This is a genomic window from Agromyces sp. P1_H4 (genome assembly GCF_056405255.1).
Genome location: NZ_JBFUCL010000002.1, coordinates 13,029 through 29,391 on the forward strand (window position 1 = coordinate 13,029; position 16,363 = coordinate 29,391).

Annotated in this window: 12 protein-coding genes and 1 pseudogene; 2 read left to right on the plus strand and 11 right to left on the minus strand. The window is 65.6% G+C overall.

Annotated features, from left to right (window positions below):
- Positions 1 to 116: 116 nt before the first annotated feature.
- The 7 genes and pseudogenes from AC1DY2_RS00310 to AC1DY2_RS00340 form a co-directional block, all read right to left on the minus strand.
- A pseudogene (locus tag AC1DY2_RS00310) lies at positions 117 to 872 on the minus strand (ABC transporter ATP-binding protein); the annotation flags it as partial.
- Positions 872 to 1,822, minus strand: a complete 951-nt coding sequence (locus AC1DY2_RS00315) for an ABC transporter permease (protein ID WP_476760585.1) — start codon at positions 1,820 to 1,822, stop codon at positions 872 to 874. The pseudogene AC1DY2_RS00310 and the gene AC1DY2_RS00315, both read right to left, overlap by 1 nt.
- Positions 1,819 to 3,336 carry a glycosyltransferase family 4 protein gene (locus AC1DY2_RS00320; RefSeq protein ID WP_476760586.1) on the minus strand — a complete coding sequence of 506 codons (1,518 nt, stop codon included), beginning with the start codon at positions 3,334 to 3,336 and terminating at the stop codon, positions 1,819 to 1,821. The genes AC1DY2_RS00315 and AC1DY2_RS00320 overlap by 4 nt, the downstream gene beginning before the upstream one ends.
- On the minus strand, positions 3,326 to 4,771 hold the full coding sequence (locus AC1DY2_RS00325; RefSeq protein ID WP_476760587.1) for a glycosyltransferase: 1,446 nt from the start codon (positions 4,769 to 4,771) through the stop codon (positions 3,326 to 3,328). Before AC1DY2_RS00325 ends, AC1DY2_RS00320 begins: the two co-directional genes overlap by 11 nt.
- A gap of 89 nt (positions 4,772 to 4,860) precedes the next feature.
- Entirely contained in the window at positions 4,861 to 5,187 is a 327-nt protein-coding gene (locus AC1DY2_RS00330; RefSeq protein WP_476760588.1) for a hypothetical protein, read from the minus strand.
- 43 nt (positions 5,188 to 5,230) lie between these two features.
- Entirely contained in the window at positions 5,231 to 6,073 is an 843-nt protein-coding gene (locus AC1DY2_RS00335) for a glycosyltransferase family 2 protein (protein ID WP_476760589.1), read from the minus strand.
- Positions 6,074 to 6,168: 95 nt separating this feature from the next.
- The gene (locus AC1DY2_RS00340; RefSeq protein WP_476760590.1) at positions 6,169 to 6,789 is read right to left on the minus strand and encodes a histidine phosphatase family protein; all 621 of its coding nucleotides are present in this window, start codon (positions 6,787 to 6,789) and stop codon (positions 6,169 to 6,171) included.
- Positions 6,790 to 7,007: 218 nt separating this feature from the next.
- Between AC1DY2_RS00340 and AC1DY2_RS00345 the strand changes: the two genes are divergently transcribed.
- Positions 7,008 to 9,107 (plus strand): hypothetical protein, encoded by a 2,100-nt coding sequence (locus AC1DY2_RS00345; RefSeq protein WP_476760591.1) that lies wholly within the window; start codon positions 7,008 to 7,010, stop codon positions 9,105 to 9,107.
- 29 nt (positions 9,108 to 9,136) lie between these two features.
- On the opposite strand, the gene AC1DY2_RS00350 is transcribed toward AC1DY2_RS00345, so the two are convergent.
- Genes AC1DY2_RS00350 through AC1DY2_RS00365 form a run of 4 tightly spaced genes read right to left on the minus strand, consistent with a single transcriptional unit; the run spans position 9,137 to position 15,372 of the window.
- Positions 9,137 to 10,882 (minus strand): hypothetical protein, encoded by a 1,746-nt coding sequence (locus tag AC1DY2_RS00350; protein WP_476760592.1) that lies wholly within the window; start codon positions 10,880 to 10,882, stop codon positions 9,137 to 9,139.
- Positions 10,879 to 12,003, minus strand: a complete 1,125-nt coding sequence (locus AC1DY2_RS00355) for a glycosyltransferase family 4 protein (protein WP_476760593.1) — start codon at positions 12,001 to 12,003, stop codon at positions 10,879 to 10,881. The genes AC1DY2_RS00350 and AC1DY2_RS00355 overlap by 4 nt, the downstream gene beginning before the upstream one ends.
- On the minus strand, positions 11,993 to 14,113 hold the full coding sequence (locus AC1DY2_RS00360) for a hypothetical protein (protein WP_476760594.1): 2,121 nt from the start codon (positions 14,111 to 14,113) through the stop codon (positions 11,993 to 11,995). The genes AC1DY2_RS00355 and AC1DY2_RS00360 overlap by 11 nt, the downstream gene beginning before the upstream one ends.
- Positions 14,110 to 15,372, minus strand: coding sequence for a lipopolysaccharide biosynthesis protein (locus tag AC1DY2_RS00365; protein ID WP_476760595.1), 1,263 nt, complete (start codon positions 15,370 to 15,372; stop codon positions 14,110 to 14,112). Before AC1DY2_RS00365 ends, AC1DY2_RS00360 begins: the two co-directional genes overlap by 4 nt.
- A gap of 65 nt (positions 15,373 to 15,437) precedes the next feature.
- On the opposite strand from AC1DY2_RS00365, the gene AC1DY2_RS00370 reads away from it, so the two are divergent.
- Positions 15,438 to 16,301: a decaprenyl-phosphate phosphoribosyltransferase gene (locus tag AC1DY2_RS00370; protein WP_476760596.1), complete on the plus strand. Its 864-nt coding sequence runs from the start codon at positions 15,438 to 15,440 to the stop codon at positions 16,299 to 16,301.
- Positions 16,302 to 16,363: the final 62 nt, after the last annotated feature.

The following is a 16,363-nucleotide window of genomic DNA, read 5'->3' on the forward strand; positions in this document are numbered from 1 at the left end:
GGGCGACAGGTCCCGAGGACAACGAGGACGCCGTGGTTCAGGAGGGGTACGCAGTACCCGACGTTGCATACTACGCGAAGCGAGCCGGCAACTCGAACCCGGACGAGTCACTCGCCGAAGGTGCGTCGCAACGCGACGATCCCCTCCTCCGTGTCTCCGTCGTAGACGATGCGGCCGTGGGACAAGACGACGACCCTGTCGCACAGATCCTGGATCTGGCCCGCGCTGTGCGAGACAAACACGATCGTGCGCCCGTCTTGCTGGAACTCACGGATCTTCGCCATGCATTTGGCCTGGAACGGCTCATCGCCCACTGCCAGCACCTCGTCGACGAGAAGGATGTCGGGGTCTACGTGGACCGCGATCGCGAACGCGAGACGCACATACATGCCCGACGAGTAGAACTTCACCTGTGTATCGATGAAGTCTCCGATCTCCGAGAACTCGACAATGGAATCGAAGTACTCGGAGGTCTGCTTCTGGCTGAGGCCGAGAATCGACCCGTTTAAGTAGACGTTCTCGCGGCCCGTGAGATCGGGATGGAACCCAGCGCCGAGCTCGAGGAGCGCGGCCACGCGACCTCGTCTCTCGACGAACCCGCTGTCCGTTTGGATGATGCCCCCGATCACCTTCAGCAGGGTGCTCTTGCCCGATCCGTTCGCACCGACGAGCCCGACGCTTGATCCCGCCGTGATCTCGAACCCGATCTCGCGTAGGGCCCAGAAGTCGCTGCGATGCCGTTGGGATCGCCCGAAGTTGACGATCCTCTCCTTCAGCGCCTTGTCCTTCCGAAGGGTGAAACGCTTGGAGACATCCTCAGCCCTGATGACGACGGGGGGGTTGTCGATGTTCGGACGGAGTGCAGTAGCCACTAGATCTCCTGGGCGAAGTTGCCCTGCAACTTCTGGAACACGCGCTGGCAGAGGACCAGAACAATGGCGCCGATACCGAACATGATCGCGATTCGAAGATCGAGGTCGGGCGGCCACGGCTGTGGAGGGATCGGATTTCCATCGATGACACTCTCGGTGGACCCCGCAACCCACATTCCCTTCTGGAAAGCGAGCACGGCAATGGTGACGGGATTCGCCAAGTACAGATCGGTCAACCAGGGAATCCCGCTTCGGACGGCGGCATCGACGACGAACGACCAGGCATAGACGATGGGAGATGCCCAGAAGAGGATCAGCATCGCGACTTCCACCAGGTATTGCACGTCACGCAGGTACACGTTGACCGCAGAAAGCAGAAGCCCGAGTGCGATGCCCCACACGAGCACGATGCCCACGCCGGCGGGTACGTACAGGAGCTCCCAGCCGAACGGCACCTTTCCCAGAACGATCGTCGCCGCAACCAGCACGATGAACTGCACGACGAAGTTGAACAGCGCCGACCCCGTTGCCGCGAGGGGGAATATCTCTCGTGGCAGCCGAACTTTCTTGATCAACCCGGCGTTGCCGATGATCGATGTCGTTCCGCCGGTGACGATCTCGCTATAGAGACCCCAGATGGTGAGACCGGTGAATACGAAGATGGCAAAGTCCGGCACGCCTCGAGCCGCACCGAGGAACTGGCCGATGGCGACGTAATAGATGACGAGCATCGTGAGGGGACGGATGAGGCTCCAAAGGAAGCCGAGACTGCTGTCCTTGTATCGGGCCTTGAGTTCCCGTCGGACGAGCAGGCCCAAAAGCTCGCGATACGCGCCGATCTCGCGTAGCGAAAGTACGAATCCCCGGAAGCTCGACGACGACGTTGCCGATGCCCGTTCGAAGGGCAATCCTCGCAGCCGATCAGCCCGCTGTTGCGCTTCGGTGCTCATGCGTCTCCGTCTTCGCGTGGGGCGGTGTTCGAGTCCAAGCCGATCGACGACTCATCGAAGCCGTTCATCGCCAGCCACAGCTCCTCGGCGTAGTCCGCCCAGCCACGCCGCGGCCTGGCGGCCGCCTCCACCCTCAGCCGAGTACGAATCGCCTCGTCGAAGAGAGCCTCTTCGAGACCACGGGCAACGTCCTCATCGCGTCGTGAGTTCACGAGAACGGCCCCGCCCAGCTCCGCGATCTCCTTCATGCTGCCGAAGTCCGACGTCACCACCGGCGTGCCGACGGCGAGGGATTCCGCGACCGGGAGGCCGAATCCTTCGTTGAACGAAGGGAAGATGGTTGCCCGCGCAATCCGATATCCGCCCCAGAGGATGTCATCTGAGATCGCTGTGACGGCCTTGATCGGTCGTCCTCGCTGCACGAGCTGCTCGACTTGGACGACGAACTCCTCGCTGCCCCACGAGTTGCCGCCCACGAAAGCGAGGGAGAACAGTCGGCCTTGACGCCAGAGTTCTTCCGCTGCCGCGATGACGGCCAGGTGGTTCTTACGCGGTTCATGACTGCCCACGCAGAAGAGCAGAGGCAGGTCCTCATCGGCGAGCAAGACGTCACGTGCACGTTCCAGACCCTGCTGGTCTACCTCACCCACGTCCGAAGGCAGCACGACGGATGTCACACGCGGGCCCGCAATGTTCGCACCCTCGAGCATCTGAGCCCATCCTCGGTACTCATTCGCGGCCGCCTCCGAAATGGTCACCACTCGATCGAATCGAGCGACGGCCGCGAGGGTCTTCCCGAACGCTCCGCCCATTCCGATGCCAACCGTCTCTGCGGAAGTCAACGGCACGCAGTCGAAACCGATCACCGCCGTCGCGTTCCGGGAGAACTCAGCGAACGAGAGCAATCGGGATGTCCGTTCCTCCTCGATGGCGAGCTCCGGCAGGAGGTACGTCGAACGCCACGGCACCAGCACCTCATGCGCGGTGCGCGCGGCCGCAGCTGCACCTTTGTCAGTCCCGTGCACCGCATTGTTGCGCTCGCGCTCAGTGAGCGGACGGAGGGCATCGAGCCCTGACGTCCATCCAGTCAGCACGACGTCGTGCTGAGCGGTCCAGTGCGGCAGCGTCATCCTCACGACCCGCTGGATACCGGTTGCCAGCCCCGTTCGCGCCGTGTGATGCACGTCCACGATCACTGCATCCTGTGCCACCCGAACCGCCGGTGCCGACCACGGCCGAAGGGCGATACGGCGACGAGCGGACTTCACGACCGAGGACAGCGCGGAATCCGCGCCGTCGAGCACCATCGACCGCCGGAGATCGATCACGGCCTGTCGTTCGGGGAAGGCCGCCGTCACGACAGCAAGCACGAGCCATGCGACCTCGCCACTGGGCCGTCCGATCGCAGCGGCGATGCGGGATACGAGTTCGGACGTCGAGCCGCCTGCCGGAGCATCCGGCGACAGCGTGGTCAGCAGTGTGCGGAGTCGCTGGCCGATGATGTCACGCTTCATGGTTCACCTCATTCAGCGGTACGACGAGGCCATCCCACAACTTTCGGGCGTAGTCATCCCAGCTGTCGTCCGCACGTGCGGCGATCTCCTTGCGAAGCACGTCCAATCGGAGGTCATCCGTGAGCAGCGAGCGCATGGCGTCCACGATCTGTTCGTCATCGCGCGGGTCGACCAGCACACAACCCCCGGCTGCCGCGATCTCGGCGGTGCTTCCGTAGTTGCTTGTGATAACCGGAGTGTCGTAGCTCAGCGATTCAGCGACCGGAAGGCCGTAACCCTCATGCAGCGAGGGGAACACCGAGAAGCGGGCATGGCTGTATGCGTCGAGCAACACGGCGTCATTGACGCCACGAAGCACCGTGATGCTGCGCCCGGCTCGCCGAAGGCGCCGGATACGGCGGTCGAAGTCCCGTGTATAGAGCAGGCTTCCGCCGCCGATGAAGGTCATGTTGAAAGAGAGACCCTCACGCCAGAGCACCTCCGCCGCATACAGCACTGACAGCTGATTCTTGCGAGGTTCCTGGCTACCAACGCAGAGGACGACAGCCTCATCCGAGGTGGCGGCGCGGATGATGGGATGATCCGGGGCGTCGACCGGAAGGACGATCGAAATGGTTTCGGGCATCGGCAGGCCTTGAGTGGAGAGCGTGGCACCGAAGCCCGCGAACTCCTTCGTGGCGGCATTGCTGATGCCGGCCACGCGTTTCGCGTGCTTGACGACCGTTAGGTATCGGACGAACCGCTCGGTCTCGAGCGCCGGCAACATGTCAGCGCTGACGACTGGAATCGCGTCATACCCGATCAGGCCCACGCGGTTCCCCGACAGCTCGGCGAGGGCGGCGAGCGGATCGACGAGTGCCGATTGAGGTACCTCCGGCAGGATCACCGTGCTGTCGACGGGCACTACCACCCGATATCGCGGCGGGTCGGTTGGCCGACGATCGGGTTCCGGCTCGACGTACCGGTTCCAGGCGACGACGCGATCGCGTTCGAGTGCGGACATGGTGCGCATGGCACCGCCACCGGCTGTCCAGGCAACGAGATGGATGTCCCTCGACTCCACCCATCGGGACATGGTCTGCCGGACGACGCGCTGGATACCCGTGTTGTGCACGTGGTTTGCGCAGAAGTCCACGTCGACCACCACCCCGCGTGCCACCACCTCGATCTCGAGGTCGAGCGTCTCGAACCGCGCGGCGTCGTCGAAACACGCCTCGAGCAACGTCGCCGTTGCCATCGAAGCCTCGGCGAGCGCGAGCGAACGGCGGACCATGTGCACTCGCGCGGCGTTCGGGAACGTGGCGGTCAAGGCGACGATGAGCATCCAGACGAACCGCTCGTCACCGCTGGCTCGAACGTCCCGCGCGACCGCATCCAAGAGCGCGGCGGCCCCGCGGTCCGCGAGGACCGTACCGGCGTCGATCCCGGGTGACATGTAGGGAGCGAGCGCGAGAAGGCGCTGCTCGAGCGCGGTTTCGATGGTGCCGATCGCGGAGGCGGTAGTCTCCGTCGCGGCGACGGCGCTCAGCGCCGCCTACCGAGGTATCGACGCCGAAGATCGGCCACGGCGAGCTGCGAGGTCTTCATCACGCCGACTTCCGCTACCTTGAGCTGCAGGAAGCGGGCAACACGCAGGGGCCTCGTGACCCGCCATGAGAGCGTCTTCTGCATGTCGCGGACGAGACGCCCCTCATCGCGTACCGCCTTGATCCATGTACGAAGGTCCTCACCCGCGCGCCGGTCGAGCTCACCCTGCAGGCGGCGGACCTCTGCTTCGAGCTCGATGACATGGCGCTCGTCGCCCGCTCCGGGCGCAGACCCGTGGCCGGGTTCATCGTTCGTTTCGGGCATTGCTCAAGTATATGGTCCGCTCGCTGGGCGAAACCGACACGGGTCACCGCGCTGTGGGACGCCGACTCGTCATTCGAGCCCTGAACGCCAAGCCGATCCCGAGGACCGCCCGCAACGGTGCGTTGCGGGCACCGGGGTAGCGCTTCGACAGAAAGCGGCGCGCGCTCTGGTGATGCGCCCTCACCATGGCATCCGGCCGGGATGCAGTGGAATGCCCTCCGAGGTGTTCGGCCGTTGCGGCCGGAACGTAGACATTGGAATATCCGAGACGCCCGATCCGGTACCCCAGGTCGACGTCTTCGAAATACATGAAGTAGCCGTCGTCGAAGCCGCCGATCGCATCGAACACAGTGCGGCGCACGAGGACGCAGGAACCGGAGAGCCATCCGGCCAATCTCGGGACGGAAGTGGGCCGGTGATGGTGATACTGACGAGTCCACGGATTCGTCGGCCAGAGGTTCGCGAAGAGCGCATGCCCGATGCCGTTCCCGATTGACGGGATCGCGCGTGCCGAGGGATAGACCGACCCGTCAGGGTTGATGATGGCAGGGCCCACTGCCCCGATCCTCGGGTAGGAATCCGCGACCTCCAGGAGGCGGTCCAGTGCGCCGATCCCGAGGACGACATCGGGATTGCTGACGAGAATCCATTCCACGCCTGGCGGCACGGCGAGGACGCCACGGTTGATGGCCCCGCCGTATCCCGGGTTGTCGGGTGCGGCCAGGTAGCGCGCGCCCCTCTGTCGGCTCTCTCGGGCGATGGCATCATCGTCGGGCTTGTTGTCGACGACGACCGATACGGCGGGCTCCTCGGTCGATCGGGCGATCGAGTCGAGGAAGGCGGGAAGAACGGATCCGGATGCGTAGCTCACGGTGATGACCGCCACCCTCGAGGTTGGATGGCCCACCGAGTCTGCAGCGTCCAACCCGTCGTGACCGTTGCCCATTTCGCCAAGTCTAGGCGGCAACGACGACGGTACGGTCATACTGCGCCCACGTCTCGGACGGCCTCCCCATGCTCCGCGACGGGGCTTCGATAATCGACCTCGATGAACCGCCCCCGTTCGACGGCGAACGACGTGACACTCGAGAGGGCGCACCGCCGTCGTCTCGGGTCGTGGAAGGAGGCGAGACCCCGACCACTCCGACTCGCCAGCCAGATGGGCAGCTGGTGACTCACGATGACGATGTCGCCGTCGCCCGGCCGCTCCCACGCGCTCCACATCGAATCGTGCATCCGCCCGAGAACTTCGACGTAGGGCTCACCCCAACTCGGCCGAAACGGATTGACGAGATATAGCCACGCCTTCGGCTTGGTCAGGAGTGAGAGGCTCATCTCGTACTGGCCGCCCTCGAGCCGACTCGAGGCCTCGATCAAGCGCTCGTCGGTCTCGACCTCGCGTCCTGCCCCGACGGCGATAGGGGTAGCCGACTCGACTGCACGCTCGAGCGGCGACGAGAGTACCACGTCGATCGGTCGGCCGGACCCGATCAAGAGGTCGGCCGCGAGCTGCGCCGTATGGCGCCCATGCGCAGAAAGGGAGAATCCACTCAGGCGCCCATAGAGGACGCCTCCGGGATTCTCGACCTCGCCGTGGCGCACGAGATGAATGTGTCGAGTCAATTGCCGCCGCTCCTCGTTCAAAGACCCGTGCAAGCATACGCATCGTGGGGAGCGTGCGCGAAACACCGATTCCCCCGTGGCGCGCTCCGCAAAATTTGCGCCCCCCGTGATAGGAAGGTGCCAGCGGCCGGGGGGCCTGGTGCGGAGGAGGCTGAATGTCGGCGAATCGACGTCCGGGCGGAGCACGGTCGATCTGGATGACTGCCTCGATCGCGTTGGTCGCGGCATTCTTGCTACCGCTGCCCACCGTCGGGGAGGAGGCCGCGACGGCCGCCGACTCGGCGACGTTCGACCCCGGCAACATCATCAGCGACGCCACATTCTTCAACGGATCAGCCATGACTGCCGCGCAAGTGCAGTCGTTCCTGAACCAGCAGGTCGTGAACTGCGTCGGAGCGAATGGTCAGCCCTGCCTCAAGGACTTTCGACAAGCCACGCCGACGCGAGCGGGCTCCTCGTATTGCGCTGAGTACGCCGGCTCGCCCAACGAGAGCGCCGCAGAGATCATCGCGCGGGTCGGGGCAGCATGCCGCATCAATCCGCAGGTGCTTCTGGTGACGCTGCAGAAGGAGCGGGGCCTGATTACGAAGGCATCCCCGACATCCGGCGACTACCAGATCGCCATGGGCTACGCCTGTCCCGACACGGCACCCTGCGACGCGGAGTATTTCGGGTTCTTCAACCAGGTCTACAACGCGGCTCGACAGTTCCAGCGGTACACGCAGAGCCCCGGCTCCTGGAATTACCAGGCCGGCCGCGAGAACGTGATTCAGTTCCACCCGAACAGCGCTTGTGGAGCGAGCCGCGTCTATATCAGGAACCAGGCCACGGCGAATCTCTACATCTACACCCCGTACCAGCCGAACGCCGCGGCCATGGCGAACCTCTACGGCACGGGCGACGGCTGCTCCTCGTACGGAAACCGGAACTTCTGGCGTTACTTCTCCGACTGGTTCGGAAACCCGGGAAACTGGCTCCAGTCCCCGTCCTTCGAGGGCGGCTCATTCACCGGATGGGGTGCAAGCAATGGATTCGTGAACCAGGCTGTCTACCGCGACGCGCAAGCCCAGGACGGGAACTGGTTCGCCGCGACGAACACGCCCGCCATAGGCCGAGCGCTGACGCAGGACGTGTACCGGACCACGAACGTCGGTGAGGAGGCCACCGCCTCGCTATGGCTCCGCTCGAGCGACGGCCGGCCATTCTCCGTGATCGTCGCACTGTGGGGCTTGTTGGGCGGATCGACTGAAATGAGAAAGGTCGAGCTCACCGTCGGATCGACCTGGCAGCGCGTCGACGTCCGACTGCCGGTCCGCGACTCCGTCCATACGGTCATGCGACTCGACATCTACCTGATGTCGACCGACGGAACCCTGTGGATCGACAACACCTTGATGTCGTTCGGGCAGGCGCCACCCGACCAGAACCTGCTTCGCGTGCCGTCTTTCGAGGGATCGTTCGCCGCCTGGGAGCCTGGAAACGGGTTCATCAACCGCCAGATCTACCACGCACCGGAGATCGCTCATGACGGTGAATGGTTCGCGGCGTCGAACACTCCCGTCGCCGGACGCTCGTTCTCGCAATCGGTGGCGATTGCCCGAAGTGCCGACACGAGGTACACCTTCTCCATCTGGCTTCGGAATGAGTACGTCGGCGCGCGGATGGAGGGAGCGGTCGTCCTCTGGGGCCTCGGTGGCACGCGCTTGATCAATGCCGTCGCGAGTTTCTCGGTCGCGGGCGAATGGACGGAAGTGACGGTGAACCTCGACACGGTCGACGCGATGCCGAGCGTCCTGAAGGCGGAGMTCTACATGCATACCGTCGGCCAGACGCTCTGGCTCGATGACGCTCAGCTCGCTCGGAATCTGCTGTCGTCGGGATCCTTTGAGAGCGGCTCGCTCGACGGATGGAAGCTCGGTGCATCGGACATGAACGTGGCGATCTACCGCGCCTCGGTCCCAGGTGACGCCGCCCACCGCGACCGTTACCTCGCCTCGAACGTCCGGCGGGCCGGCGACTCCCTTTACCAAGACGTCGCATTCCGGACGTCCGTGGGCGATACCTTCACTGCGGAGATGTGGGTCAAGGGCAGCGGGCATTCAGGAGCGCTCGCCGTGTGGGCGCTCGGCGGCGCAGCGACCGAGGGCACGAGTGTCGGTTTCAGTACGACGGGGACGTGGCAACGAGTCCGCGTCGAGTTGCCGATCACCGTGGCGGATCACACTGTCCTTCGATTCCAGGTGTACGAGAACACCCCCGGTGTCGACGTCTTGATCGATGGGGCGCAGCTGTACTGAGGCGATGAGCGCCCGGCGACGTCTCGCGATCAGTCCGCGGGGACCTCCCACACGTGCACGCCGTCAACCACCTCGGACGCACTGCCGAGAGAAGCCTCGGCGATCTCCATCCACGCCTCCTCACCGGCATCCACGATCACGAGATCGACGCCGGTTCGTTGAAGGTACGGAAGCAGGGTGTTCTCCCAGTCGAACTCCAGATCGCGTTCCCAGAGCGCGCTCGCGACCGGGTCGTCGAGAGCGTCGGGCCGATTGGCGCCACCGCCGTTGCCTGTCGGCATGACGAATGAGAAGTCGAGCTCGTCCATCCAGCGCATCCCGGGACCGTATTGACCGGGCSGGAGGACGAGCACACTCTCACCCTCGGTCACGACATCATCCAGGTCCTCCTCGGCGAACTCCGAGACCGGCGCGGGCGTTGGAAAGGCGAGTGTCGAGAGGCTGGGGACCATGAGCACGAACGAAGCTGCAACGAGCACACCGGTGATCCAGCCTCGGACGACCTTCCGCGCAATCGCATCCGCGACCAGGACGCACGCGGCCATGAAGACGAACAACGAGAAGCGTCCGGGTAGTGCATGGTCGAGGCCCGGCACCTGCGTCGCCAACGACCACGGCATCCAGGCTGTGTTGACACCCGAGATCGTGAGCAATGGGCCGAAGCTCAGGATGAGGGCGACCAGACCGAAGGCAGCCACTGCGCCAGAGAACCGCGACCGGGTTGCGAATGCGTAGATCGCAAGGAAGAGGATGAGTGGCGCACCGAGGAAGGCCGTGTTCTCCGCATCGTTCGAGAGCCAGCTCTGCCGGACGCCATCGAAGACCGCCCCCCCGAACTCCACCATCCGGGTGGGAACCACGAGATTCGTGAGCTCCGTGCTGTAGAGGTTCGGCGGGTTGCCGACCTCGACCGGAACGCCGACGCGCAGGGCTGCGATCACGACGGGAAGCAACAGCACTGCACCGATCGCCGCTCCCGCGGCGAGCCAGAGCAGCGACCGGGCCGCGCGAACGCGAGTGGGCGCACCGGTGAAGCAGATCGTGACGACGACGGCGATCACGATGAAGATCGTGTGCGTCACGAGGATCTCAGTCGACGCGCCCCCCGTGAACGCAACGAGCACGGCGGTCCACGCCACCAGCCAGCCGGGGCGGAGCCGGCCCTTGACGTAGCGGACGACGAGATACCCGATCATCGGGGTCGCGAAGATCCACATCAGGTTCATGTGCCCCTGCGCATGGCCCACGAAGTACGGCGCGACGACCATCAGGAGTCCGGCCGTCATGGCGCCGACGATGGAACCGGTCAATTCTCTGGCGAGAAGGTACACGGCGGTCGCTGCCAACCAGATCGCCAGGAGGAAGGCCACGTTGTATGCAGCCGTGCCTCCGAAGAGCAGCGTGACCGGGGCCACGAGCAGCGACACCGAAGGGATCGAGATCGCGTTGCCGAGTTCCAATCCGTCGGGCGCGTAGAGGTTGGGCGTATGGAAGGGATCCATCAGGTTCGTGATCGCGTGCACGTTCCATGAGAGATAGAAGGCGAACGACTCCGAGTCGCCAGGGTTCGAAAGCCGGGCATGTGCGAAGTCCCCGAGCACGGGACGGGCCCAGACCGCCGTGACGGCGATGGCGAATACAAGCATCGGCCACAGGTGGCTCGTCGGTGCGATGACTCGCTTCGCGATGCGCGTCGCGCGAACGCTCACCGTGGGGCGGTCCTCTGGCTCGTCCTGCTCCACGGGTGCCTCGAGTTGGAGCGATCCCGCACTCATTGTCCCACCACCTGATCGAACAGCCGGCGATATTCCCCGACGGTCTTCTCCAGGGAGTACCGCTCGTTGGTCTCGGCTGCACCGTTGGCGCCATCGAGGGGTCGTTCGGAAATCCCGCGGAGCGCCGAGGTGACGGACGGCGCACTGAACGGCTCGACGATCGCGCCGAAGCCGGTGCTGCTGACAGGGGTGCGCACGCCGGGGATGTCGGATGCGATGGGCGCGACGCCCACACGCATCGCCTCCACCTGCACGATCCCGAACGCCTCGAACGAGTTCACCGATGGTAAGGCGAAGGCATCCAAGGAGGCGTAGAAATCTGCGAGTCGATCCTCGGCGATGAACCCGAGGAGTCGGATGCGGCTGTCGTCGCCGATGTGCGCATGCACCCGGTCGATCACGCTTCCTCCCGCGACGTCGTAGCCGCCTCCGATGAGGAGGCGTGCATCAGGGTCGTCGAGGTCACGGAATCCGTCGATGAGGTACTCGAGTCCCTTCTCGGCCACGATCCTTCCGAGGAAACCGACGTGGAGACCGCTCGTCTCGCGGAATGCAGGAGCACCCCCGTTCCGCAATCGTGTCGGGGGCGAGATCGGGACGGTGCGCGAATCCTGCATGAGCCGTGCAAGCCGGGAGTGGTCGGCGTAGTCGCGGCTCGACGGGACGATGGCCGCGCTGTGCTTCATGGCGAGTGCGACCGAGCGGTCCATCACCGCCGTCTGGATCGAGTTCAGGACGCCGGGCGGCAGAGCGATGTCGCACTGGTAGGTGGTGACGATGGGCGTCTTCTTCGACAGGCGCTGTGCGATCAGGCCGCTCTCGATCATCGGAAGGTGGAGGTTGACGACATCGGCGCGAGCGCCCGCCTCCACCACCGTACCGACGAAGGAGGGGCTGATGAGCCCCTTGCCGATCCGCGCGACGACATCGGTGCGAAGGACCTCGACACCGTTGATGGACTCTTCGCGCGGGAGATCGGAGGCGTGGCGGCCGGCGATCACGCGCACCCGTCGACCGCTGGCTGCCAGCGATTCTGCGACGAGGCGTGCCGCGTCCGTCAGCCCGCTGACGTACGGCGCGTAGTAATTGAGCGCCATGACGACGTCGAACTCACGAGGCACAATGAATTCCTTCCAAGGTGATCGGGCCAGTTCCGTCCGGGCGCTCGATCTGCACGTGTGCGACCCCGTCGGTCAAGCGTACGTTGTCCAAGCTGAGATCCTCCGTTGAGCGACCGGCCTGCGTCACCGCGAGGGGAACGTCGGCGGTTGCATCGAGCTCGCAGCCCGCCAACGAATCGCGGTTGGACAGCAGGAGCACGGTCCCACCGCTCTCGCCGCCGGTCGGTCCCGACGAGGCCCAAGACCACGGTGCGCCACCGGTCACCGGCACGGCGACGACTGCGCGCCCTGACCGGAAGTCGATTCGACTGAACCGTCCCGACGAGTCCGTGATGGACTGATCGTCCCCTGCGACGAATGCCCCCGGGCCGGCGATCAGCACCCGCGGCAGCGAGCCATCCCAGTAGTCCGACATCGTCGTGTCCCCGCGATAGCCGAGATCACCGCGGAGGGTGACGTAGCCGACGCCATCCAGGTCACGCAGTGCGTCACTCGCCCACAGTTGCTCGAAGAACGCCGACGTGGCAACGACCACCCCTTGGCCCTCCGGTGCTTCCCTCGTGGCCCAGTCGCGCAGCACCGAGTACTCCGCGTCCACGACGTGCGCTCCAGCCATGGCGGATCGTTCTCCGCGGAAGAGTTGGAGCCCCGATGAGGTCACAGCGACCACCAGGACTGCCGCAAGGGTCACCAGGACCGCACGGTATGCCGCACCGCCGAGGCGGCGGAGCGGGACGTCCCATCCGACGAGCCCAGCGACCAGGATGATGGGCGTCACCATGTCGACGGCGCGGCCCGCCACGTAGTCGCCACTACGGACCGCGAGGAGGACGGCGACGGCGATCGCGAGGCCCGCGCCCACGGAGAAGCCCCGCGTTCGCAAGGACATGAGCCCGCAGGCCAAGCCGATCAGGATCAGCGCAGCGGCGGCCGCCGCGAGCCCGCTCAGGAGGACGTTCGGCTCGGCCGGGAGGTCGCGCACTGCGGATCCAGGCAGCCCGCCCAGCACTCTTCGGGCGCTTGCGAGGACGTCAGGCGGGGTGGAACCGGGGACGGCGGCGACGCCGGCGACGACGAGCAGCGACCGAGCGGCCCGCACCCAAACCAGCGGGGCGACCACGAGAGCGAGACCGATGATCGCTCCCGCCCGTATGACGGCCCTGCGGACCTGGGCTCTGGGTCGAATGAGCACGACCGCGACGAGTACCACCCCGACGAAGGGCAGGTACTCCGTGTAGGTGCCGACGAGTGCTGCCAGCGAGATGGCGGCGATCCACAGCGGGGCAGACCATTCCCCCGAAGAGCGCACGGCGGTCGTCACGAGCGCGATCGTGAGCAGGGTCAGTGAAGACCCGAGGAGTGAGTCGGCGTTGTGATTGACCACCTGATGCAGCGCCGTTGGAAGCACGCCGGCGGTCATCGCAAGGAGGATGCGTGTCTCGCGTCGGGTGCCGAATGCCGAGCCCACGACCCATGCCGCTCCAGGGAGGAGCGCGATCCAGAGGGCTAGCAGGCCGGGGAGGGCCGCCGACGCGGAAATCCCGAACGTGCTCGCAAGCCCCGCGGCGACGAGTTCCTGTCCCAGTCGCAGACCCCAGAGGAGGCCGACCCAGACGTCTCCGAATGCAGGTGACGGACTCCCCACCGACGGCGCTGAAGCCATGTCCGGGGAGTCGAAGATCGCGTGATCCGCGAGCCACTCCGACATCGACACGTAGTAGAAGGCGTCGTTGCTGGCAGTGAGTTGAACGATGCCGGTCGAGTGCGCGAGGATCTGCGGCGTGAGCGCGATGATGGCGGCTGCCGTACCGATCGCCCACGTGACGACGGCACCACGCCATCCGCTGCTCAGGAGTGCGATCCGATCTCGATGACGTACCACGCCAACGGCGATCACGGCCAGTGCCGGCACGACCGCCAGCCAGAGGGCGATCGAAGCGGGGACGACCATGCCGAAGAGGTGCATGGCGACCACCAAGTAGGCCACGCCGAGAATGGGTGCCGCGGGGAGGACGCGCACGGCGACCGGCGTGGGCGCGAGCAGGAGCACCGCCACTCCGAGGACGGTGAGCAGTGCCGCCCCGCCGAGGAACACCAGCACCACCGTCATCGCGGCTCTCCCGAGCGTGCGACCGGGACTCGGCGGAGTTCCATCACCACGATGACCACCAACTGCGCGACGGCCAGGGTGGCGCCGAGCAGGAGCGGGACCGCCGTGCGAAGGAGCGGGTCCGGGATGATCGCCAACGCGACGCCGCCGACGATGATTGCGAACACCCAAGACCGGACCAGCGATCGATGAGCACCGAGAGCGAGGGCGGTGTCCGAGGTGACTTGCGCCAGGAAGAACACGCCCACTCCGAGGCCGATCAGCACCTGAGCTGGCTGAGCGATCGCCTGCGATGGCCCGAACAGCACCGACACGATCCACTCACCTCCGATCGCCATCACCAGGGCGATCGCGCACGCCGTGGCTGCGGCTCCTCCAAGTCCGAGGATGATGGTCCCTCGAAGTCGCGCCCGATCGCCGGCGGCCCGGAATCGTGCGACTGAGGGCATGTAGAGCACCTGGGCGATGCCGTAAACGAACACCGGGATCCGGGCGATGGTGAGCGATGCGAGTACCCCCCCGGCGAACGGCGTCGCTGCGGCGACGGCGCCCGCGATGAGGACGGGGCTGTTCAGGAGGAGCTGGATCGCGAGCGCAGCGACGATCAGCGCGAGCGTCTTCCGCATGATGACGCTCGCACGCGGAGTTGGTCGATGCAACCACCGCAGATCGCGTGATACGAACGCGGGCAGCACCGCGAACAGGGCCGCAGCCGCGACCGCGAACGCGTACGGCACGGCCGAATTCAATCCGACGAGGACGAGGAGGCCGGGGAGGATGATGCGGAAGGCCCCCTCCGTCCCGATCACGAGAGCGTACCGTTCGCGACGTGCCCCTCCGGACAAGAGACCACGAACGGGAAATTGCACGGCGCTCGCCACGAGCACGGCGAGAAGGGCGGGCACGAGACCAGGATCGCCGATGTACTTCACGCCGGCGGGGGTCAACAACACCAGCGTCACGACGGCCGCCAGTACGGTGATTCCCGCCGCCGTCAGGCCGACGGTGCGCGCGAGACCCCGGCCCTCGCGCTGCCCATCGCCCGCGACCTCGCGCGCGGTCTCCTGTTCGACCGGATAGTAGAGTCCCAGCCCCGCGACGACGGCGAGCGACCAGAACACGGCGAAGGACGAGTACGCTTCGGGATCTGTCCCGCGCGCCGCCAAGACCACGAGAGCGTAGCTTCCCAGGCCCGAGATCGCGGCCGCGGCCGCGACCACCGAGGCGTGCTTGAGCGCACGGCGAGGCTGGAGCTTCACGTTAGGATCCTTCAGTAGCTTCGGCGCCGAGATGGTGGTCGACAATCAGCAAACGAGGGAGCTTCTTGCAGACACCGGCGGTCGTTCGGGCGCTTCGCCCGAAACAGTGGCTCAAGAATACCCTCGTCGTGGCGGCCCCACTCGCCGCCGGCGTACTCACCGACTCTGCGACGTGGGTACCTCTGGTGGTCGCCTTCATCACCTTCTCGGCTGCCTCATCGGGTGTCTACCTCGTCAACGACGCGCTCGATGTCGAAAGCGATCGCGCGCACCCCACGAAACGCAATCGACCGATCGCCTCCGGGGAGCTGGCTCTTCCGGTCGCCGTCGTCATCGCCTGCGTGCTGCTCATCGCAGCACCGGTCGTGGCGTTCTTCCTCGTGACCCCGGGCCTGGCACTCGTGCTCGTGGTCTACGAGGCGCTGCAGCTCTCGTACTGCATCTGGCTCAAGCACATCCCGGTGATCGACATCGTCGTCGTCTCGAGCGGGTTCCTGATCCGTGCCATCGCCGGAGCAGTGGCCATCCAGGTACCCGTATCCCAGTGGTTCCTGCTCGTTGCGGCGTTCGGTTCCCTGTTCATGGTCGCCGGCAAGCGATACTCCGAGAAACTGACCCATGCCGACGGCACCACTCGTCGCTCGCTCGAGCACTATTCGCTCTCCTACCTCCGCTTCGTATGGCAACTCGCAGCTGGCCTGACCCTGATCGCATACTCGCTCTGGGCGTTCGAGCCGGATGACTTCTCCACGAACCCGTGGCCCGCTCTCACGCTCGTCCCGTTCTCGCTGGCCGCGCTCCGGTACGCATTCGCGATCGACCGAGGCACGGCCGGCGCACCGGAAGACACGGTGCTCTCGGACAAGATGCTCCTCTCATTCGGTCTCGCCTGGGTCGTGCTCTTCGCTGTTTCCGTGGCCGTCCGCTGAGGTCCCCTCGCGGATCGGGGCGCCTGACTATACTGTGACGGTCAGTCCGGCCCAACGTCGCG